The 20,092-nt window shown below is 60.1% G+C and carries 19 protein-coding genes; 9 read left to right on the plus strand and 10 right to left on the minus strand.

The window, feature by feature from the left end; translation table 11 throughout:
- Positions 1–8: 8 nt before the first annotated feature.
- A complete protein-coding gene (gudD, locus tag JUI81_RS09045) occupies positions 9–1,352 on the plus strand; it encodes a glucarate dehydratase (protein ID WP_019579992.1) in 1,344 nt (447 codons plus the stop codon).
- A 40-nt stretch (positions 1,353–1,392) separates the two neighbouring features.
- Here gudD and JUI81_RS09050 read toward each other — a convergent pair whose 3' ends face one another.
- Entirely contained in the window at positions 1,393–2,271 is an 879-nt protein-coding gene (locus JUI81_RS09050) for a LysR family transcriptional regulator (protein WP_019579991.1), read from the minus strand.
- Positions 2,272–2,431: 160 nt separating this feature from the next.
- On the opposite strand from JUI81_RS09050, the gene ampC reads away from it, so the two are divergent.
- The gene (gene ampC, locus JUI81_RS09055; protein ID WP_308442595.1) at positions 2,432–3,586 is read left to right on the plus strand and encodes a class C beta-lactamase; all 1,155 of its coding nucleotides are present in this window, start codon (positions 2,432–2,434) and stop codon (positions 3,584–3,586) included.
- Positions 3,587–3,872: 286 nt separating this feature from the next.
- On the opposite strand, the gene JUI81_RS09060 is transcribed toward ampC, so the two are convergent.
- Positions 3,873–4,418 carry a DUF4174 domain-containing protein gene (locus tag JUI81_RS09060; RefSeq protein ID WP_204124128.1) on the minus strand — a complete coding sequence of 182 codons (546 nt, stop codon included), beginning with the start codon at positions 4,416–4,418 and terminating at the stop codon, positions 3,873–3,875.
- A 163-nt stretch (positions 4,419–4,581) separates the two neighbouring features.
- On the opposite strand from JUI81_RS09060, the gene JUI81_RS09065 reads away from it, so the two are divergent.
- Positions 4,582–4,977 carry a VOC family protein gene (locus JUI81_RS09065; RefSeq protein WP_204124129.1) on the plus strand — a complete coding sequence of 132 codons (396 nt, stop codon included), beginning with the start codon at positions 4,582–4,584 and terminating at the stop codon, positions 4,975–4,977.
- On the opposite strand, the gene JUI81_RS09070 is transcribed toward JUI81_RS09065, so the two are convergent.
- Both JUI81_RS09070 and JUI81_RS09075 read right to left on the minus strand, forming a co-directional pair.
- Complete coding sequence (locus tag JUI81_RS09070) at positions 4,959–5,744, minus strand: sulfite exporter TauE/SafE family protein (RefSeq protein WP_019579988.1); 786 nt, start codon at positions 5,742–5,744, stop codon at positions 4,959–4,961. The genes JUI81_RS09065 and JUI81_RS09070 overlap by 19 nt on opposite strands.
- Before the next feature lie 164 nt (positions 5,745–5,908).
- A complete protein-coding gene (locus JUI81_RS09075) occupies positions 5,909–6,658 on the minus strand; it encodes a hypothetical protein (protein ID WP_026345722.1) in 750 nt (249 codons plus the stop codon).
- Between the two features lie 249 nt (positions 6,659–6,907).
- On the opposite strand from JUI81_RS09075, the gene JUI81_RS09080 reads away from it, so the two are divergent.
- The 3 genes from JUI81_RS09080 (at position 6,908) to JUI81_RS09090 (ending at position 9,555) form a co-directional block, all read left to right on the plus strand.
- On the plus strand, positions 6,908–8,056 hold the full coding sequence (locus JUI81_RS09080; RefSeq protein WP_204124130.1) for an aldose epimerase family protein: 1,149 nt from the start codon (positions 6,908–6,910) through the stop codon (positions 8,054–8,056).
- Between the two features lie 176 nt (positions 8,057–8,232).
- Positions 8,233–9,054 carry an aldo/keto reductase gene (locus tag JUI81_RS09085; protein WP_019579985.1) on the plus strand — a complete coding sequence of 274 codons (822 nt, stop codon included), beginning with the start codon at positions 8,233–8,235 and terminating at the stop codon, positions 9,052–9,054.
- A 30-nt stretch (positions 9,055–9,084) separates the two neighbouring features.
- Positions 9,085–9,555, plus strand: a complete 471-nt coding sequence (locus JUI81_RS09090; protein WP_028941206.1) for a DUF1810 domain-containing protein — start codon at positions 9,085–9,087, stop codon at positions 9,553–9,555.
- Here JUI81_RS09090 and JUI81_RS09095 read toward each other — a convergent pair.
- Positions 9,520–11,880: a DNA polymerase II gene (locus JUI81_RS09095; RefSeq protein WP_204124155.1), complete on the minus strand. Its 2,361-nt coding sequence runs from the start codon at positions 11,878–11,880 to the stop codon at positions 9,520–9,522. The genes JUI81_RS09090 and JUI81_RS09095 overlap by 36 nt on opposite strands.
- Before the next feature lie 350 nt (positions 11,881–12,230).
- On the opposite strand from JUI81_RS09095, the gene JUI81_RS09100 reads away from it, so the two are divergent.
- Positions 12,231–12,671, plus strand: coding sequence for a CBS domain-containing protein (locus JUI81_RS09100; protein ID WP_007939416.1), 441 nt, complete (start codon positions 12,231–12,233; stop codon positions 12,669–12,671).
- 175 nt (positions 12,672–12,846) lie between these two features.
- Here the strand turns inward: JUI81_RS09100 and JUI81_RS09105 are convergent, their stop codons facing one another.
- Positions 12,847–13,467, minus strand: a complete 621-nt coding sequence (locus tag JUI81_RS09105; protein ID WP_019579981.1) for a glutathione S-transferase N-terminal domain-containing protein — start codon at positions 13,465–13,467, stop codon at positions 12,847–12,849.
- A gap of 81 nt (positions 13,468–13,548) precedes the next feature.
- Entirely contained in the window at positions 13,549–14,643 is a 1,095-nt protein-coding gene (locus tag JUI81_RS09110) for a DUF1615 domain-containing protein (protein ID WP_204124131.1), read from the minus strand.
- A gap of 160 nt (positions 14,644–14,803) precedes the next feature.
- Here JUI81_RS09110 and JUI81_RS09115 point away from each other — a divergent pair, with 160 nt between their 5' ends.
- Entirely contained in the window at positions 14,804–16,333 is a 1,530-nt protein-coding gene (locus tag JUI81_RS09115; RefSeq protein ID WP_028941204.1) for an FAD-dependent monooxygenase, read from the plus strand.
- A 15-nt stretch (positions 16,334–16,348) separates the two neighbouring features.
- On the opposite strand, the gene hemB is transcribed toward JUI81_RS09115, so the two are convergent.
- The 3 genes from hemB to JUI81_RS09130 form a co-directional block, all read right to left on the minus strand.
- On the minus strand, positions 16,349–17,323 hold the full coding sequence (gene hemB / locus JUI81_RS09120; protein ID WP_019579978.1) for a porphobilinogen synthase: 975 nt from the start codon (positions 17,321–17,323) through the stop codon (positions 16,349–16,351).
- A gap of 150 nt (positions 17,324–17,473) precedes the next feature.
- Complete coding sequence (locus tag JUI81_RS09125; RefSeq protein ID WP_096479862.1) at positions 17,474–18,316, minus strand: PhzF family phenazine biosynthesis protein; 843 nt, start codon at positions 18,314–18,316, stop codon at positions 17,474–17,476.
- Between the two features lie 23 nt (positions 18,317–18,339).
- On the minus strand, positions 18,340–19,047 hold the full coding sequence (locus JUI81_RS09130) for a glutathione binding-like protein (protein ID WP_018925387.1): 708 nt from the start codon (positions 19,045–19,047) through the stop codon (positions 18,340–18,342).
- 308 nt (positions 19,048–19,355) lie between these two features.
- Between JUI81_RS09130 and JUI81_RS09135 the strand changes: the two genes are divergently transcribed.
- On the plus strand, positions 19,356–20,030 hold the full coding sequence (locus tag JUI81_RS09135) for a histidine phosphatase family protein (RefSeq protein ID WP_204124132.1): 675 nt from the start codon (positions 19,356–19,358) through the stop codon (positions 20,028–20,030).
- Positions 20,031–20,092: the final 62 nt, after the last annotated feature.

Raw genomic sequence — 20,092 nt, forward strand, 5'->3', positions numbered from 1 at the left:
ACAAAAAAATGAACCCACAAGAAGCCGCAAAAGCCCCGATCATCACCAGCATGCAGGTTGTGCCGGTGGCTGGCCACGATGGCATGCTGCTCAATCTGAGCGGCGCCCACGGCCCGTTCTTCACCCGAAATATCGTGATCCTCAAGGACAACGCCGGTCACACCGGCGTCGGCGAAGTACCCGGTGGCGAGCGCATTCGCCAGACTCTGGAAGACGCGCGTTCATTGGTGGTCGGCAGCCCGATCGGCACGTACCAGAAGATCCTCAATCAAGTGCGCCAGACCTTCGCCGATCGTGATGCCGGTGGTCGCGGTTTACAGACATTCGACCTGCGCATCACCATTCACGCGGTCACCGGCCTGGAAGCGGCCCTGCTGGACTTGCTTGGCCAGCACCTGGACGTGCCGGTCGCCGCTTTGCTCGGCGAAGGCCAGCAGCGTGATGAAGTGAAGATGCTCGGCTACCTGTTTTACGTCGGTGATCGCAACGAAACCGATCTGGCTTATCGCGATGAACCGGGCGCCGACAATGACTGGTTCCGCGTCCGTCACGAAAAAGCCATGAGCGCCGACGCCGTGGTGCGCCTGGCGGTCGCCGCTCACGCCCGCTATGGCTTCAAGGACTTCAAACTCAAGGGCGGCGTGTTGAGCGGCGACGAGGAAATCGAAGCGGTCACCGCCCTCGCCGAGCGCTTTCCAGATGCGCGCATTACCCTCGATCCGAATGGCGCCTGGTCGCTCAAGGAAGCGATCCGCCTGTGCCGGGATCAGCATCATGTTCTGGCTTATGCCGAAGACCCGTGCGGGGCGGAAAATGGTTACTCGGGCCGTGAAGTCATGGCTGAGTTTCGTCGTGCCACGGGCCTGAAAACCGCGACCAACATGATCGCCACCGATTGGCGGGAAATGGGCCACGCGATCCAGTTGCAGTCGGTGGACATTCCGTTGGCCGACCCGCACTTCTGGACCATGCAGGGTTCGGTGCGAGTCGCACAGATGTGCCACGAATGGGGCCTGACCTGGGGCTCGCACTCCAACAACCACTTCGATATTTCCCTGGCCATGTTCACCCACGTCGCGGCCGCCGCGCCGGGCGAGATCACGGCCATCGACACCCACTGGATCTGGCAGGACGGCCAGCGCCTGACCAAAGCGCCGCTGCAAATCGTCGACGGCTGCGTGCAAGTACCGAAAAAACCTGGTCTGGGGGTTGAGCTGGACATGGATCAACTGGCCAAGGCCCATGAGCTGTACAAAGGCATGGGGCTCGGCGCGCGGGATGACAGCGTGGCGATGCAGTTTCTGATTCCGGGATGGAAGTTCGATAACAAGCGGCCGTGCCTGGTGCGCTAAACCTCTGGAAACACCACTCCCACAAGGAGTGGTGCTCACACTATTTCATCTGGGCTGCTTGCAGCAGCCAGCCCCGGAACGCCGCCATCGCCGACGTTTCGGGGCGCGACTGCAAGCGGGTCAGCCAGTAGCTGCCGGTGGTGATCCCGATGGCGAACGGTTGCTCGATTGCGCCCGCCGCCAGTTGCCGGGCAAACATCAGCGGTGGCGCCAATGCCACACCTGCACCTTGCAACGCAGCCTCCATCATCGCCAGCGAGGAATCGAAGACGATGCTCCGGGGCAGCACGGCATGGGCCGAAAGACCGGTCGCCTGAAACCACTCCGGCCACTCATCCGTGCGATAGGAGCGCAACAGCGTTTGCTGCAACAGATCCTCTGGCGCCTGCAATTGCCGGGCGATCTCCGGCACACAGAGCACCGACAGTGGTGCCTCGATCAACCGCACCGCTTCAATCCCATGCCACGCCCCCGCGCCAAAGCGGATGGCGTAATCCAGGCCTTCAGCGGCCACATCCACCCGGTTGTTATTGGTCGACAGGCGCAAATCTATGTACGGATGTTTCTTCTGAAAATCCGCCAATCGCGGCAACAGCCAACCGACCGCGAACGTCCCCACGGCGCCCACCGTCAACACTTCACGAAAATGCCCACCCTCGAAACGCTCCAGGGTTTCGGCAATCCGGTCGAAGGATTCGCGCAATACCGGCAGCAGGGTTTCACCTTCGCTGGTCAGCATCAGGCCGCGGGGCAGGCGTTTGAACAAAGTCACGTTAAGCTGGGCTTCAAGACTTTTGACCTGATGGCTCACCGCCGCCTGCGTGACGCACAACTCCACGGCCGCCCGGGTGAAACTCAAATGGCGCGCCGAAGCCTCGAAAGCACGCAGCGCATTCAGCGGCAAATGAGGTCGAATCATGCCAGCCCCCAAAATTTTCTAATGGCTCATCCGAAATATCGTCGTTTGCCGGTCTTCGCCAAACTGCCTAGATTTGGCTCGCCCAACAGCGGACCGCCTTGAAAGACCGCTCGGAGTGTAGCGGTTAACACCACGAACAATCATGGACAGCGTCTCAATCATGCGTAAAAAAAATCAGAAGAAACTCATATCCTATAGTGCTTTCGCACTTTTCCTCGGTGCCAGCCACAGCTTTGCTGACGAGCGCATCGAAACCATCGTTAAAGCCGCCGTCGAACCGGTGATGCAGCAACAGAAGATCCCCGGCCTCGCGGTCGCAATCACCGTCCATGGTCAGCCGCATTACTTTAACTACGGCGTGGCCTCGAAAGAAAACGGTAAAGCCGTCACCGAAAACACCCTGTTCGAGATCGGTTCGGTGAGCAAAACCTTCACTGCCACCCTCGCCGCCTATGCCCAGGCGAGCGGCAAACTGTCCTTGTCGGACAACGCCAGCCAGGTACTCCCGGCCTTGCGCGGCAGCGCGTTCGATAACATCAGCGTGCTGCAACTCGGCACCTACACCGCCGGCGGTCTGCCCCTGCAATTCCCCAGCGAGGCAGACCGTCAGGAGAAGATGCTCGGCTATTTCAAGCAGTGGAAACCCACCTACGCCGCCGGCACTCATCGCCAGTATTCAAACCCCAGCCTTGGGTTGTTCGGCTATCTGGCGGCCCAAAGCATGGGGGTGCCGTTCGATGAGCTGATGGCAAAAACCTTGTTGCCGAAACTCGGCCTCAAGCACAGCTACCTCAAGGTGCCGCAGGATCAGATGGGGCTTTACGCCCAGGGTTACAGCAAGGACGACAAACCTGTGCGGGTCGAGCCGGGTGCGCTGGATTCCGAAGCGTACGGCGTGAAAACCAGCGCAGCGGACCTGCTTCGCTATGTCGAGGCGAACATGAATCCCGCGTCGCTGGAAAAGCCTTTGCAGCAAGCCATCGCCAGCACTCACACCGGTTATTACCGGGTTGGCGAGATGACTCAAGGGTTGGGATGGGAGCTCTACAACTACCCGGTGACGCTCGACACCCTACTGGCCGGCAACTCGTCGCAGATGGCATTTGAGGCCCATGAAGTCCGGTGGCTGACCCCGCCACAACCTCAACGCGACACCGTGCTGATCAACAAAACCGGCTCAACCGGCGGCTTTGGCGCCTACGTCGCTTTTATCCCGGCGAAGGACATCGGCATCGTGATCCTGGCCAACAAAAACTACCCGAACCCGGAGCGGATCAAAATCGCTCACAACATATTGAGTGCGCTGGCCGATTGATCCCAGTAACCCGGCAGCCACTCACTTGTGGCGAGGGGGCTTGTCGGAACGCCGCACCGCCCCGTTGGGCTGCGCAGCGGCCCCGAACCAGTCACCGCGGTACATCAGATAGGCCTGGGATGCAGGGTTTACGACTGCTGCGCAGCCGAACGGGGGCAAGCCCCCTCGCCACAGGGTTACCTCACCACAATGGGTCACCAAGTTTCAGATTTCCGTTGGCAGAAAAATGGGCGACCTGTTGGGGTCGCCCATTGGGGTAAGCCTTCTCACCACTACTCAACTCAATTCAATCATCCGGCTGCTCAGCCGGCTTGGCAGGCTTCGCCGGTTTGCCTTTGGTGCCTTTAGCACCTTTGGCCGGTGCGACTTCAGCCACCGGCGCTGGCACCGGTACTGTTGCTTCCTTCTCGGCCGTCGGCAACTGGTCGACGGTGTTGAATATCTCTTTCAACTCGACCGCATCCGACTGCTCAAGCTTCTTTTCGCCATCCTTGCCGATCAGGATGATTTTGCTCTTCGCCCCGGCGCCCAGCTTGAGCGAGCGGATCAACGCCATCGTCGATTGCGGGTCGAGGTCTTTGCCATCCCGTTGGCCCATCGTATTGATCACGGTGTACAGCACCATGGTTCGATCGGTGAAGCCCTTGCGGTTGGCAGAGTCGTCCAGTGATTTTTTCAGGTTGAGCCAAACCGGGTCCACCGAACTGGGCGCGATGACAATCAGGGGTCGAGCCCGGCCCACGTCTTTAACCAGAGGGGAATCGTCATCGGCGGCGAATGAAGGACCGACGAAAGCCAACAGGGTAGCCAGGGTCAAAGACCTGATGAGCATGCGCATCTCCTTTTGATATCCACGCTCTAATGATTGCGCATCGCGGTGATCGTTCCGGGCGATGCACCGCGATTGTGTTCGCCTTGCCCAAGCTTAGGTCAGGGCGGTCATTGCGCAACAGCCTGAGCTAATCTCATAGCTGATTCATCGTGAGGGTTTATCCATGAGCGCTCAGCTGAACCACACCATCGTTTGGTGCCGTGACAAACAGGTTTCGGCGCGCTACCTGACCGACCTCCTCGGCCTGCCTGATCCCGAGCCGTTCGGGCCGATGCTGGTGGTCAAGTTCGATAACGGAGTGTCGCTGGATTTCTACAACAACGACCCGCCCATCGCGTCCCAGCACTATGCGTTCCTGATTGGTGACGACGACTTCGATGCGGCCTTCGCTCACCTGCAGGCGATCAAGCAGCCGTGGTGGGCCGACCCCGGTAAGCAGCGGCCCAACGAGATCAACGATTACGCCGGTGGCCGGCGGGTGTATTTCGATGACCCGGACGGGCATCTGCTGGAGATTTTTACTCGGGAAGCGGTATCGGATCAGAACGCCAGTTTATAGCCGATCAGCACCAGCATCGTCGCCAGGCACGGACGCAGCAGTTCATCGGAGATGCGCCCGGTCAAATGGCTGCCCAGGTAAATCCCAGGCAACGAACCGACCAGCAAGAAGCCCAGGACGTGCCAATCCATGTTGCCCATGCTTGCGTGGCCAAGGCCGGCGACCAGGGTCAGGGGCACCGCGTGGGCGATTTCGGTGCCGACCAGGCGACGAGTGGGCAGCAGCGGATACAGGATGAACAGCGCAACGGTGCCCAGGGCGCCAGCGCCGATGGAGGTCAGGGCCACCATGGTGCCGAGGACCAGACCGGTGACCACGGTCAGTGCATTCAACCGGGAACCGCTGGGGTTGTATTGACCGCCCGCCCGTTTGTGAGCGAAATCGAGCAAGCGCTTCTTGAAGAAAATCGCCAGCGCCGTGGCGAACAATACGAAGCCCAGCGCCTGTTTGATGACGGCGTTCATCGCCTCGGGCGAGGTTTGCAAAGTGCTCAGGAACCACAGCGTCAGGGCTACCGCCGGCACACTGCCGAGGGTCAGCCAACCGGTGATCGCCCAGTCGATGTTCTTGTTCTTGCGATGAACCAGTACACCACTGGATTTGGTAATGGCCGCGTACAGCAAATCCGTGCCCACCGCCGTGGCCGGGTTAACGCCGAACCACAGCAGGATCGGCGTCATCAATGAACCGCCCCCAACACCGGTCATGCCGACAATAAAGCCGACCACCAGACCCGCCACGACCAACCCGAAATTACCGAAATCCATTAATACGCCCAGAAATTCGCAGGAAACAAACCGGTCAGCAGCATAGCGATTTTTCTTATAACCACATATATCGATGCGGTCTATCGTTATGCCAATTCACCGATTTGAAACAGCGACTTTCCCCTCAATACCAACCCCACAAGAATTGCGCTTTATCCGACATCTCACTGCACCGGCAAAAAATTCAGGAACAGCAGACTCTGGGCGTAGTTCAGGCCGATCCGCCGGTAGCGCTCGTCGAGCATCTGGGTCAGCAGGTCCAGTCGCGCGACGATTTTGCCGAACTCCACGGCAAAACTCAGGTTGCTGCCCTCCTCCGAAATTTCGTTGGAGAACAGCAAAGGTTCGCCTTGCCTGTTTTGCCGCTGGCTCAAGATCCAAGTGGCTTTTTCGATGTTGCGCGCGGCATTGCTGACGAAGGTCGGGTTGAGCGCATCCGTCATGTAGAACTCCAGCCGATTGCCATGGGCCGTCACCAGCATGCTGCCAATCGCGTAGATGAATGCGCCGACCCGGTCACCGAGGAATTCCGGGCTCATGGCGAAGCTCAGCGCCGCGAGGTCTTTTTTGCCGCCGAGGGTGGGCAGCGGCTCTTGTTGTTCGATGGCCATGCGCACCTGCTTTTCTGCGGTGCCGACATCGAGGAAGCCAGATTTTTTCAGCTCCTGCGGGTTGCGCAGGTAGAGCTTGTTCATCAGCAGGTAGAGGCTTTCGAGGTTGTCGCGCATCGTCAGGGTCGCCATGCGGTCGACGCTGGTCTGGAGGAATTCCTGGGGTTTGCCATCGCGAAACTGGCTGATGACATCGTTGCCCGGCTGATGGCTGCAACCACTGGCGAGGAGCATCGACAGGCTAATCAGCAGCAAGCAATGACGGCGAATGTGCAGGGTAAAACGGGGTAAAACTCGAGCCATGGGTTCTTGAACTTGGGCATGGGCCGGCAGTGGGGATCGCCGCGGGCTGGCCAAGGATAGAACCGTGAAAGCTGAAAAAGTGCAGTGCCGGTGGTCCGTAAGCGCTGACCATCGCGAAAGCACTCACAAATTAGTCATACTTTATAATTGCAATGCTTAATGAATGAGCTATAAATCCTTCCTTGATCGCGTAAAATCACGATTATTAGTATGACTACTTCTTAAAAACAACAAAAAGGAAGGTCAACCATGCTTCAATCCCGACACCTGCTCTCCGGCCTCGGACTGTCCCTGATGATCGCCACCCTCCCCGCTCACGCCACTGGCTTGTCCAGCGAACAAAAAGCCTTCGGCAAAACCAATGACGGCACGCCCGTCGAGCAATACATTTTGCGCAACAGCCACGGCCTGCAGGCCACGGTCATTACTTACGGCGGGATTCTCCAGTCGCTGAAAGTGCCGGATAAAAACGGCAAGCTCGACGATGTGGTGCTCGGTTTCGACGACGTGCAGGGTTATCAAAGTGGCACGGCGTTTTTCGGCGCGACCATCGGCCGCTTCGGCAATCGCCTGGCCAACGGCGCCTTCGAGCTGGATGGCAAGCGCTTTCAAGTGCCGCTCAACGACGGCAGCAATTCGCTGCACGGCGGGGCTCAAGGTTTCGACAAGCGGGTGTGGAAAGCCGAACCGAGCAAGGGCAAGGATTCGGTGGGCGTGACGCTGACGTACCTGTCCTCGGATGGCGAAATGGGTTTCCCCGGCAACCTGAAAACCGAGGTCACCTACAGCCTCACCGAGAACAATGAGCTGCGCATCGACTACAAGGCCAGCACCGATAAGCCCACAGTGCTGAACCTGACCAACCACAGCTATTTCAACCTGGCCGGCGCGGGTAACGGCGATGTGTTGAAGCAGTTGGCGACCTTGCACGCCGCCCGTTACACGCCAGTCACCGGCAAACTGATCCCCACCGGTGAACTAGCCCCGGTCGCCGGCACGCCGATGGACTTCACTCATCCGACCGCCATCGGTCAACACATCAAGGCCGATCACCCGCAGTTGAAATTCGCCGAACCGAAACACGGCGGTTTTGACTTTAACTGGGTGCTGGACGCCAAGGGCGACCTGGGCAAACTCGCCGCCGATGTCAGCGATCCGCAATCCGGCCGTCGCTTGCAGCTCTACACCACCGAACCTGGCGTACAGTTCTACACCAGCAACTTCCTCGACGGCTCGGTCAAGGGCAAGGCCGGCAAGATTTACCCGCATTGGGGTGCCTTTACTCTGGAAACCCAGCATTATCCGGATTCGCCGAACCAGCCGAGCTTCCCGTCCACGCGGCTGGATCCGGGCAAGACCTATGCCCAGACCACCGTGTTCAGGTTCTCCGCCCGGTAGGTCAAAAGATCGCAGCTTTCGGCAGCTCCAGGGGGCTGGGTACCCCCGTGATATCGCGGGTGTGCCCCGCCCTCGCAGGAGCTGCCGCAGGCTGTGATCTTTCATGATGGCGACGGAACCACCCTGCTATTTTGCTGCCAACTGTAGTATCGATCGGACTTCGACAAGGAGGATTCATGCGGACTCTTGAGCTGGCCGGCCGCCCTGTGCCGGTCATCGGCCAAGGCACCTGGCACATGGGAGAGGAACGCTCCCGACACACCAAGGAAGTTGCAGCGCTGCGCCTGGGTATCGAGTTGGGCATGACCCTGATCGACACCGCAGAGATGTACGCTGAAGGGGGCGCCGAAGAGGTGGTGGGTGAAGCCATCACAGGCCTGCGCGACCAGGTTTTCCTGGTGAGCAAGGTCTACCCTCACAACGCCAGCCGCAGAGGCATCCCCCAGGCCTGCGAACGCAGCCTGCGGCGGTTGAATACCGATTACATCGATCTTTATCTGTTGCACTGGCGCGGCGAGTATCCCCTTGAGGAAACCGTCGAAGCCTTCGAACGCCTGCGCGAAGACGGCAAGATCGGCCGTTGGGGCGTGTCCAATTTTGACCTGGGCGACCTGGAAGAGCTGGCCTCACCGGCCTGCGCCACCAATCAGGTGCTGTATAACCTGGAAGAACGCGGCATCGAATTCGATCTGCTGCCCTGGAGCCAACAGCGACAAATGCCGGTGATGGCTTACTGTCCAATCGGCCAGGGCGGGCATATGCTGGCCAACCCGACGCTCAAGCAGGTTGCCGCCCGTCACGAGGCGACACCTGCGCAGGTAGCGCTGGCATGGATTCTGCGTCAGAACGGGGTGATCGCCATCCCCAAAGCGGTCCACCCCGAGCATGTGCGGCTCAACGCGCAAGCGGCACAATTGCAGCTTGAAGTCGGGGATCTGGAGGCGCTGGACCAAGCGTTTCGCGCGCCACAACGCAAGCAGCGGTTGGCCATGGTCTGAGCCATCGCGGTTCTATCAGAGGGCATCGGCATGAGAAGTACCGATCAGCTCGACGCTTTCAATTTGCCACGCTTCGTCCAGGCGCAGGATCCTGTGTTCGAGTGGGTTCAGGATGAACTGCGCGCCGGCCAGAAGCGCCGGCACTGGATGTGGTTCATCTTTCCGCAGTTTGCCGGGTTGGGTGACAGCGAAATGTCCCGCTACTTTGCCATTCACTCCAGCGAGGAAGCTGTGGCGTACCTGAAGCATCCGTTGCTGGGGCCGCGCTTGCGTACCTGCACGCAATTGGTGCTGGATGTTCCTCAACGTTCGATCACCAAGATTTTCGGACACCCCGACAACCTCAAGTTTCATTCATCGATGACACTGTTCGCCCAGGTTTCGCCAAAAGGCAGCCTGTTCCATCAGGCGCTGGATCAGTACTTTCACGGCATACCGGATGACTGGACGCTGTCGCTGCTGGACTCAAAACAGGCCCAGCTGCCCCCCAATCAGCGTTGAGAAATCGTCATCCACGAACGGCAGGATGGCATCCGCCACCGGTTGCAGCTGCCGGGTGATGTAATGGTCGTAGTCGATCGGCGCGCTGCGCACTTCCAGCGGCTCGGGGCCGGCGACCGTGATCACGTAGCTGATCCAGCCGCCGTTGTGATATTGCCGTGGCCGCCCCTGTTGATCGTTGTAGTCATCGGCGATCCGCGCGGCCCGCACATGGGGCGGCACATTGCGTTGATAGTCATCCAGGGGCCGACGCAGGCGTTTGCGGTAGATCAGGCGCTCATCGAACTCACCGGCCAGGGTCTTGCGCACATAGTCACGCACGTAATCCTGATAGGGCTTGCGTTTGAAGATGCGCAGGTACAGCTCCTGCTGGAATTGCCGGGCCAGCGGCGACCAGTCGGTGCGCACGGTTTCCAGGCCTTTGTAGACCATCTCGTCGGTGCCGTCGGCGCGGGTGACCAACCCGGCATAGCGCTTCTTGCTGCCCTCCTCGGCGCCGCGAATGGTCGGCATCAGAAAGCGTTTGTAGTGGGTTTCGAACTGCAACTCCAGGGCACTTTCCAACCCGTACTCCTGCTTCACATGCTCGCGCCACCATTGGTTGACGTGGTCCACCAGCGCGTGGCCGATCTGCGCCGCTTCGACCTGACCGTGAGGGCGACGCAGCCAGACGAAGGTCGAGTCGGTGTCGCCATAGATCACCGCATGGCCCTGAGCTTCGATCAGTTGGCGGGTACGCAACATGATCTCGTGCCCGCGCAAGGTGATGGATGAGGCCAGTCGCGTATCGAAGAAGCGGCAACCGCTGGAGCCGAGGACGCCATAGAAGGCATTCATGATGATCTTCAGGGCCTGGGACAGCGGCGCGTTGTGTTCGCGCTTTGCGGTTTCGCGGCCTTCGGCGACCCGGGCGACAATGGCCGGCAGGCAATGCCTGGTCCGTGAGAAACGGGCACCGCGAAAACCCGGCACCGATTCGCTGTCGTCAGGGTGTTTGAGCCCTTCGATCAAGCCCACCGGGTCGATCAGGAAGGTGCGGATGATCGACGGATAGAGGCTTTTGTAGTCGAGCACCAGCACCGATTCGTACAAACCCGGTTGCGAGTCCATGACAAAACCGCCGGGGCTGGCCTGCGGTGGTTTATTGCCAAGGTTCGGTGCGACGAAGCCCTGGCGGTGCATCAGCGGCATATACAGGTGAGTGAAGGCCGCCACCGAACCACCGCTGCGATCCGCCGGCAAACCGGTGACGCTGGCGCGCTCCAGCAGGAAGGTCAGCAACTCGGCCTTGGCGAAGATTCGCGTCACCAGTTCGCAGTCCTTGAGGTTGTACTTGGCCAGGGCCGGCTTGTCCTCGGCGAACATGCGGTTGATTTCGTCCATGCGCTGGTACGGGTTGTCGATCGACTTGCCTTCACCCAACAGGGTTTGCGCGACGTTTTCCAGGCTGAACGAGGGGAAGCTCCAGGTCGCCGAACGCAGTGACTCGATGCCGTCGATGATCAACCGACCGGCAGCCGAGGCAAAATAATGATTGCCGCTGCCGTGCTCGCGCCACTGCATTTCTTCGCCGCCACGCCCCAGTTTCAGCGGCACCGCCAGGCGGCGTGCATGTTCGTGCAGTACCCGCAGGTCGAACTGCACGACGTTCCAGCCGATGATGGCGTCGGGGTCGTGCCGGGCGAACCACTCATTGAGTTTTTTCAGCAGCAGGGTTCGCGAATCGCAGTATTCGAGCTGGAAATCCACCCCGCTGTCATCGCCATTGGGCGGCCCGAGCATGTACACCTGACGCTCGCCACAGCCTTCCAGGGCGATGGAGTACAACTCGCCCTGCGCGGTGGTTTCGATGTCCAGCGAGACCAGCCGCAGATTCGGCCGATAGCCGGGGGCGGGTTTCATTTGCGCGTCGAGCAGCAGGCCGTCGGCGCCAGCCGTGCCACCGAACAAAACCGGCGCGGTGATGAACCGCTCCATCATGTAGCGTTCCGGCGGGCGGATGTCGGCTTCGAATACCTCGACGCCTGATTTGCGCAGTGCGGTTTCCAGGCGCATCAACTGGCCGTGCTGCTGGCAATACAGGCCCAGCACCGGGCGGTGCTCGAAGTCCAGCAGCGCCAACGGCCGCAGTTCGACGTTCTTTTCGCCGCGCAACACCACTTCGGCTTGCTCGCGCATGGCCTGTGGAATGAACGCGACCGACGGTTGATGCGGCAGACGGATGCGCCGGGGACCGGCATCGGTCGCCAGCCAGAATTCGACTTCGGTTCCGGCCGGGGTATCGCGCCAATGCCGGGTCAGGACGAAGCCCTGCTGTAAATCCACCACTGCAACCTCAACGATCTGATTCAAGTGGTGATTCTACGCGTGATTGCCGGTGTGGCGAGGGGGCTTGTCGGAACGCCGCACCGCCCCGTTGGCCTGCGAAGCGGGCCTCAAACCTGCCAACACGGTCTCTCAGGCACACCGCGTTGATCGGATTGCGACTGCCACGCAGCCGAACGGGAGCAAGCTCCCTCGCCACAATTGCGCAGGGTGCCCGGGAGGGCTGCGGGCGTTTACAAAGAAAAATCACTGAATGACGCTATTTGCGTGTTATCTGCCGCTTTGCACCTTGCTCTGTGAGCCTGTCTCTACGATTCTTCAAGGACAACGACAACACCCGAGAAGCCGTCATGAAAACCGTCGCCCAGTTGCTCAAGTTAAAGGCCCAACAGAATCAGGCAGTCCACACCATTGCTCCTCATCAAATGGTGCTGGAAGCGCTGATGGTGATGGCCGCCAAAAACGTCGGCGCGTTGCCGGTCCTGAAAGATGGCAAGGTCGTCGGCATCATCAGTGAGCGGGACTATGCGCGCAAACTGGTGCTCAAGGGGCGCTCCTCCGTCGGCACACCGGTCAGCGACATCATGGTGTCGCCGGTGATCACCGTGGACACCCATCAAACCGTCGAAACCTGCATGGGCATCATGTCCGACAAACGCCTGCGGCACTTGCCGGTGGTGGAGGACGGTGAGCTGATGGGTTTGCTGTCGATCGGCGACCTGGTCAAGGAAGCCATTGCCGAACAGGCTGAACTGATTCGGCAGCTGGAGCAGTACATTCGCGGCGAGTGATTGCACACTGTGCGAGGGGGCTTTTGTGGCGAGGGGGCTTGCCCCCGTTCGGCTGCGAAGCAGTCGCAAAGCTTTTGGGGCCGCTTCGCGACCCAACGGGGGCAAGCCCCCTCGCCACAAGAGCTCCCTCGCCACAGATAAGCCCGCCCCCCACAACATGTGTTTGGTGGTGTTCCTATGGCCAATGCCGCGAGAAGACCGGTGCCAATGCAGGGTGGCGGTCGAAGCGTTCGAGCCAGGCGAAGAATCCCGGCCGCGCAATGCGCAAGTGTTCCCGGGTACCCGCCCACCGCGTTACCACCGCTGCCAGAATATCCAGCGCGCCCGGTTTTCCATCGTCCAGGTACAACTTGCCGGCGAACTGATCGGCAAACACCTCCCAATGCCAATGCAGGCGTTGGCGGGCACCGGCCATGAGGTTTTGCCGGGACAACTCGTCCGCCTCGTCCAGCCAGCGCTCGGGGTAATCGATGATACCGATGGCGCTGTAACAATTGCTGACGATGTACACCAGGCCATGAATCACCTGATCGCGCTTGATCGGATTTTCCGGCAACAGGTTCGACTCCGGGAACGTGAGGCCCAGGTGAATCAGGATGGCCGCACTCTCGGCAAGAACGCCGCCATCGGGCAGTTGCAGAGTGGGAACCTGCTTGAGCGGGTTGAGCTTCTCCAGCGCATGCACCGCCTCCGGGGACGATGATACGTCGATGAAGCGATAAGGAACCTCGCACAGTTCCAGCGCGGCTTCGATGGCGGCCGCACCCGAATTCTGATACCCATAGAGCTGGTACATGACTAAATCTCCTCTGCGACTCTCTCTTTGTAGCAGATGCCAAAGACTGCGCGCGAACCCTGTGGGAGCGAGCTTGCCCGGTTACCCTCCCGCACGCCTCATACAGCTCTGATAACGCTCATCGACTCGCTTGGCAAACCACGCTGTGGTGAGTTTGCGGGTGATTTTCGGGCTTTGCAGCACGATCCCCGGCAACACCGCCCGGGGTAATGGCCGGCCTTCGGCCTGTTCGGCCAAAGCGAAGACGCGCTGATAGAGCCTGGTGTCCTCAAACTGAAGACTTTTACCCTCCTCCAATTGATCCCGAATGGTCGGGTTGCGCATGTCCAATTGCTTGCCGAGGGTGCGCACCGCCAGTTCCGTGGTGCCGGGCATGATCGAGTCGTAGCGCACCAGGTCGCCATCCAGCGCCAGCGGGATACCCGTCGCACGACTGACCGCGTTCTGAAACGCCGCATTGCGGCTGGCGTACCAACCGGCGTTGAAATCGGCGAAGCGATACAGCGGCTGCTTATAGCTCACCGGATAACCGAGCAAGTGGGCAATACCGAAATACAGGCCACCGCGACGGGTGAACACTTCGTGACGAATCGAGCCGTTCACCGGGTAGGGATAATCCCGCGCCTGCTGCTCGGCAAAGTCGATGCTGACCTGCATCGGCCCGCCGGTGTGTACCGGGTTGAAGCCGCCGAACAAGGTCCGGCCCATGGGCACCATGCCGATGAAGTCATCGAAAATCGCGCTGAGCTCTTTTTCGCTGCGCGCGGCATTCAGTCGGTCGCTGTAGCTTTTGCCGTTGGGTGAACGCACCTGCAAGGCACCGCTGACCAGCAAGCTGGGAATGTGGGCCTTATCGGCGCGGCGGTCGATTTCATCCCGGGCGATCTTGCCCAGGCCCGGCACCGGCGGATCAGCCTGAAACGTCGATTCCTGCTCAGCGACCGCGAGTACCGAACACAGGTTTTGCGTGGTCGGCGCAATTTTTTGCGCGGCAAACGCCGCGTAGATGTCCGTGGCCCAGCCCTGGCGGTCGACCGTTTTGGCCGGCAGCAGGCTGACGATCTCGGCCTTGACCTCGGCAGGCTTGCGGGCCGGCGGTTCCTGAGGGCGCTGAGTGCCGCAACCGGCCAGTACCAACAGCGCGGCCACGCTCATGATCAATCGATTGGCTTGCATGGTGCTCCATCAAATCCGTTGAGCCGGGTTAACCATACGATCAATGGCATGGCGCAGGCTATGACTATCCCGCCCTCTCCCTGTTCCGTAGCCGCTGTCGAGCCTGCGAGTGCCCCCCGGTTGAACCATACTTGATCCACACACCGAGGAGGACAGGCTCATGAACCGTAGCGACGTGCTGATCATCGGCGCCGGCCCGACCGGGCTGGTCCTGGCACTGTGGCTGAGCAAGCTGGGGATTGGGGTGCGGATTATCGACAAGACCTCGACCCCCGGTACTACCTCACGCGCGTTGGCAGTACAGGCCCGAACGCTGGAGCTGTATCGCCAGCTCGACCTCAGCGACGCCGTGGTGCAGAACGGCCATAAAGTTTGCGCCGCGAATTTCTGGGTCAAGGGCGAACCGGTCGCGCACCTGCCGCTGAGCGCCATCGGCGAGGGTTTGACGCCCTATGCGTTCCTGGAAATCTATCCGCAAGACGAGCATGAACAACTGCTGATTGAACGCCTGGAGACCTTTGGCATTACGGTGGAGCGCAACACCGAATTGCAAAGTTTCGAGGAAACCGGCGATGGCATCACCGCGACACTGCGCTTACCTGATGGACAGCAGCAAACCTGTCAGGCCTGTTACCTCGCAGGCTGTGACGGCGCCCGCTCGATCGTGCGCAAATCCCTGGACACCGATTTTCCGGGGGGCACCTACCAGCAGATTTTTTACGTGGCGGATGTGCAGGCCCGCGGCCCGACGTTCAACGGTGAATTGCATGTGGACCTCGACGAAGCCGACTTTCTCGCCATTTTTCCTCTGTCCAGCGAAGGTCGCGCCCGACTGATCGGCACGGTTCGCGACGAACGCGCCGAGCGCGCCGAAACCCTCCAGTTTGCAGACGTCAGCAGACGGGCCATCGAGAATTTAAAGGTGCAGATCGATCAGGTGAACTGGTTCTCGACCTACCGCGTGCATCACCGGGTAGCGGATCACTTTCGTACCGGACGCGCGTTTCTGTTGGGTGACGCCGCCCATGTCCACAGCCCGGCGGGTGGCCAAGGCATGAACACCGGGATTGGCGACGCGATCAATCTGGCCTGGAAGCTCGCGGCGGTGTTAAGTGGCAGCGCCACGGCCAAACTGCTCGACAGTTATGAAACCGAACGCATCGCCTTTGCCCAGCGCCTGGTGGCTACCACTGATCGGGTGTTCAATTTCGTCACGGCCGATGGGCCAATTGCCGACGTAATGCGCATGCGCGTGGCGCCCTTTTTGATCCCGAAAATGATCTCGTTCGAGGCGGTCCGGGAGTTCCTGTTTCGCACGGTGTCACAGACCACCCTCAACTATCGTGGCATGCCATTGAGTGAGGGCGTTACCGGCCATATTCACGGCGGTGATCGCCTGCCCTGGGCCCACGACGATGAAGGGGACAACTTCGAATCGCTGAAATACCTGACCTGGCAGGTGCATGTGTATGGCGAAACCAGCGACGAGATGATCGCCTGGTGCAGCGCGCATCACCTGCCGTTGCAGGTGTTCGACTGGCGACCGGTGTTTGAAACCGTGGGACTGGCGCGCAACGGGTTTTACCTGCTGCGCCCGGATACCTATGTGGCGATCGCCGATTACAGCGCCGATCCGAAGGTGATCGAACGGTATTTCCGCGATCATGGGATACGGCCTTATATCACCTGAAGATCTTTTGATTTGTTAGATCCCGGCCAGGGCCAGGTCCATTGCGAAGTAGGTGAAGATCAAATCCGCCCCCGCCCTTTTGATCGCCCCCAGACTCTCACGCACGACGCGATCTTCATCGATCGCCCCAGCCTGGGCGGCGAATTTGATCATCGCGTATTCACCGCTCACCTGATACGCCGACAACGGCAGACGCGAGGCTTCGCGGATGTCGCGGATGATGTCCAGGTACGCGCCGGCCGGCTTGACCATCAGTGCGTCGGCGCCTTCCTGTTCGTCCAGCAATGACTCACGCACCGCTTCGCGGCGATTCATCGGGTTCATCTGATAGCTTTTGCGGTCGCCTTTCAGCGCACTGCCACCGGCCTCACGGAATGGACCATAGAGCGCCGAGGCGAATTTGGTCGAGTAGGCCATGATTGCGGTCTGGCTGAACCCCGCCGCATCGAGCGCCCGGCGAATCGCCTGGACCTGCCCGTCCATCGCCGCCGACGGCGCGATCACATCGGCACCGGCCCGGGCGGCGGCCACGGCTTGTTTGCCAAGGTTGATCAGGGTCTGGTCGTTGTCGACTTCGTGCTGATGCAACACGCCACAATGGCCGTGGTCGGTGTACTCGCAAAAACAGGTGTCGGACATCACGATCATTTCCGGCACAGCGTCCTTGGCGATGCGCGACATCCGCGACACCAGGCCGTTATCGTTCCAGGTGTCGCTGCCGTTGCTGTCCAGATGATGAGACACGCCGAACGTCATCACCGACTTGATCCCGGCCCGGGCGTAACGCTCGATCTCGCCGGCCAGTTTCGACTCGGGAATGCGCATCACCCCGGGCATGCTCTTGATCGGCACGAAATCGTCGATTTCTTCCTCGACGAAAATCGGCAGCACCAGGTCATTCAAGCTGAACTCGGTTTCCTGGAACAGGCTGCGCAGGCTCGCATTGCGGCGCAGACGGCGTGGACGTGCTTCTGGGAACTGACTGGACATGGACCTTCCTGAAAAACGGCGGATGAGACGAAATTCGTAGGGGGCGAAGCTTATGCCCTGCAAGGTGCGGGACACAAACCTCGTTCGCTCAAGACAACGTTACCGCAGCGGCAACAATCGCCCGCATCGAATACCGCCTGCTCTCACAGGTTAGATCGTCAGCGTTCCGGTAATACACGTCACTACAGAACCACCAATCCAGATCTCATCCCCCACCTGCTCCACCCGAATCCGCCCGGCGCGGCCCATGGTCAGGCCCTGACTGACGACATAAGACGCCGGAGCCAGCCCTTCGCTGAGCAACCATTGAGCGATCCCGGCGTTCAGGCTGCCGGTGGCCGGGTCTTCCGGCATGCCGTCGCCGGAAATGAATGCACGTACTTCGAACTGCGCGTCAGCACCATCATTCTCGGGGTGCCATGGCGCGATGACACCGACGGCGAGGCCGAGCATCTGTGCATGATCCGGCTGCAAGTCCAGAATCTGCTGGCGGTCCTCGACCATCACCGCCAGCCAACCGGCACCGTTGTCGACCCATTGCGTGCGCACAATCGCCTCCGGCGCCAACCCGAGCCCCTGCCGTACGCGCTCGACCAGCCCGGCGTCCACCGGGCCGGACCTGAGCAGCGGTGGCGCGAGAAACGCCAGCTCCGCCCCCTGCCGACGCACCCGCACCAGGCCGACACCACACTCCTGAATAATCTCCTCACCCTTGGGCACCCCGCCAGCCTCGAGCCAGGCATGGCACGTGCCCAGCGTCGGATGACCGGCGAACGGCAACTCTTGCAGGGTGGTGAAGATACGTACTCGATAGTCGGCCCGGGGGTCTCGAGGTTCGAGCACGAACGTGGTTTCGCTGAGGTTGGTCCAGTTCGCGAACGCCGCCATGCGTTCATCGCTGAGCTTGTCTGCGCCGAACACAACCGCCAACGGGTTGCCCTTGAGCGCGACGGGGCTGAAAACATCTACTTGCTTGAAATCGAACGCGCTCATTGCCTGCCTTGGTGATGAGGGATTCAAAGGGATTGCTTAGGGATTTCCAGCCCGCGAATTACCGCCGGTCTTGCCAGGAAACGCTCCAGCACGCGGGTGACGTTGGGGAAATCCTGGATGCCGACCAGGTCGCCGGCCTCGTAGAAGCCGATCAGGTTACGCACCCACGGAAAAGTCGCGATGTCGGCAATGGTGTAGCGCTCGCCCATGATCCAGTCGCGCCCTTGCAAGCGGCCATCGAGGACCTTGAGCAAGCGCTTGCTTTCGTCGACGTAGCGATCACGCGGACGCTTGTCTTCGTAGTCCTTGCCGGCGAATTTGTTGAAAAAACCGAGCTGGCCGAACATCGGCCCGATACCGCCCATCTGAAACATCAGCCACTGAAGGGTCTCGTAACGCGCTGCCGACTCCTGGGCCAGCAGTTGCCCGCTCTTGTCGGCGAGGTAAATCAGAATCGCCCCGGACTCGAACAGCGCCAGCGGTTGGTCGCCCGGGCCGTGGGGGTCGAGGATCGCCGGGATCTTGTTGTTGGGGTTCAGCGACAGAAACTCAGGGGACAGCTGATCCTGGGTGTCGAAGCCCACGCGATGCGGCTCGTAGGGCAGCCCGATCTCTTCGAGCATGATCGAAACCTTGACGCCATTGGGCGTTGGCAAGGAATAGAGCTGAATCCACTCCGGGTACTGGGCTGGCCATTTTCGAGTGATGGGGAATGCGGACAAATCGGTCATCGGGAGCTTCCACGGGAAAATCGGAGTGAAGATCATAAGGGGGACGGGGCTAAGATGTGTACTGTGTCCATAAATCCGCAACATCCTGTCGATAACCTTTCCCACAATCCATACAAGGTTGCCGCTAAAGTGCTGGGCACCTCGCTCGGATCGAAGCTCGAATCGAACCAAAAGGGCTTCAGCGGACTCTGAGCATTGCCCCTGTTAGAAATAGACTGGGTCAACGACATGGAAAACACCCTATGCTCGGAGCTTGAGGTGTCAAGGTTTGTCAGCCTTAACCGAATGCGCTGAAGATCACCAATTCGATGATGAACCCTTTGAAACTCACCAACCGCTTCAAACATCGCGCCTTTATCTTCCTGCCCGCTCTGTTGGCGGCCAGCGCGTTGTTTTTGTCGCTGGAGTCCAGTGAAAGCCGCGCCCAACCGGTGGACGGTACACAGACACTGGTGTTTTTGCGTCACGCCGAAAAACCGGCCGGCGGCCTGGGTCAGCTCAATTGTCGGGGACTGAATCGCGCCATCGACCTGGCCACCTTGCTGCCGGAAAAATTCGGCAAGGCCAATTACGTGTTTGCCGCCAACCCGACGCGCAATGTCGAGGAAGGCGAACTGGATAATTCCTACAGTTACATCCGCCCCCTGATGACCATCAGCCCCAGCGCGATCAAGCTCGGCTTACCGGTGAACATCGAATTTTCGGCCAACGACACCAGCGACCTGGCCGATGAACTGCTTCGCGACAAGTATCACAACTCGATCATCTATACCGCCTGGTCCCATGGCTACCTGCCCGAGCTGATCAACAAGGTCGCGGGGGAAGCCGTCGGCTCAGAACAGCGCATTACCGATGACTGGGCATCCAGCGACTATGACTCGCTGTACGTGCTTACGCTGACCTGGCACAACGGCAAGGCCAGCCTGCAGAGCCACAGCTACAAGCAAGGGCTCAATAACGGTCAGGAGACTTGTCCGACGTAAGCGGTCGGGCACCTGCCAGCCCCCATCGTGAGCAAGCCCGCGATGAGGCCAGCAAAAACAAC

Source organism: Pseudomonas sp. 008, from assembly GCF_016861935.1.
Classification (GTDB): Bacteria; Pseudomonadota; Gammaproteobacteria; order Pseudomonadales; family Pseudomonadaceae; genus Aquipseudomonas.

What these genes read in the sequence shown, in the direction of transcription:
- gudD (WP_019579992.1), top strand. Translation starts at nt 9, where the DNA reads ATGAACCCACAAGAAGCCGCAAAAGCCCCGATCATCACCAGCATGCAG.
- JUI81_RS09050 (WP_019579991.1), bottom strand. Translation starts at nt 2,271, where the DNA reads ATGATTCGACCTCATTTGCCGCTGAATGCGCTGCGTGCTTTCGAGGCT.
- ampC (WP_308442595.1), top strand. Translation starts at nt 2,432, where the DNA reads ATGCGTAAAAAAAATCAGAAGAAACTCATATCCTATAGTGCTTTCGCA.
- JUI81_RS09060 (WP_204124128.1), bottom strand. Translation starts at nt 4,418, where the DNA reads ATGCTCATCAGGTCTTTGACCCTGGCTACCCTGTTGGCTTTCGTCGGT.
- JUI81_RS09065 (WP_204124129.1), top strand. Translation starts at nt 4,582, where the DNA reads ATGAGCGCTCAGCTGAACCACACCATCGTTTGGTGCCGTGACAAACAG.
- JUI81_RS09070 (WP_019579988.1), bottom strand. Translation starts at nt 5,744, where the DNA reads ATGGATTTCGGTAATTTCGGGTTGGTCGTGGCGGGTCTGGTGGTCGGC.
- JUI81_RS09075 (WP_026345722.1), bottom strand. Translation starts at nt 6,658, where the DNA reads ATGGCTCGAGTTTTACCCCGTTTTACCCTGCACATTCGCCGTCATTGC.
- JUI81_RS09080 (WP_204124130.1), top strand. Translation starts at nt 6,908, where the DNA reads ATGCTTCAATCCCGACACCTGCTCTCCGGCCTCGGACTGTCCCTGATG.
- JUI81_RS09085 (WP_019579985.1), top strand. Translation starts at nt 8,233, where the DNA reads ATGCGGACTCTTGAGCTGGCCGGCCGCCCTGTGCCGGTCATCGGCCAA.
- JUI81_RS09090 (WP_028941206.1), top strand. Translation starts at nt 9,085, where the DNA reads ATGAGAAGTACCGATCAGCTCGACGCTTTCAATTTGCCACGCTTCGTC.
- JUI81_RS09100 (WP_007939416.1), top strand. Translation starts at nt 12,231, where the DNA reads ATGAAAACCGTCGCCCAGTTGCTCAAGTTAAAGGCCCAACAGAATCAG.
- JUI81_RS09105 (WP_019579981.1), bottom strand. Translation starts at nt 13,467, where the DNA reads ATGTACCAGCTCTATGGGTATCAGAATTCGGGTGCGGCCGCCATCGAA.
- JUI81_RS09110 (WP_204124131.1), bottom strand. Translation starts at nt 14,643, where the DNA reads ATGCAAGCCAATCGATTGATCATGAGCGTGGCCGCGCTGTTGGTACTG.
- JUI81_RS09115 (WP_028941204.1), top strand. Translation starts at nt 14,804, where the DNA reads ATGAACCGTAGCGACGTGCTGATCATCGGCGCCGGCCCGACCGGGCTG.
- hemB (WP_019579978.1), bottom strand. Translation starts at nt 17,323, where the DNA reads ATGTCCAGTCAGTTCCCAGAAGCACGTCCACGCCGTCTGCGCCGCAAT.
- JUI81_RS09125 (WP_096479862.1), bottom strand. Translation starts at nt 18,316, where the DNA reads ATGAGCGCGTTCGATTTCAAGCAAGTAGATGTTTTCAGCCCCGTCGCG.
- JUI81_RS09130 (WP_018925387.1), bottom strand. Translation starts at nt 19,047, where the DNA reads ATGACCGATTTGTCCGCATTCCCCATCACTCGAAAATGGCCAGCCCAG.
- JUI81_RS09135 (WP_204124132.1), top strand. Translation starts at nt 19,356, where the DNA reads ATGATGAACCCTTTGAAACTCACCAACCGCTTCAAACATCGCGCCTTT.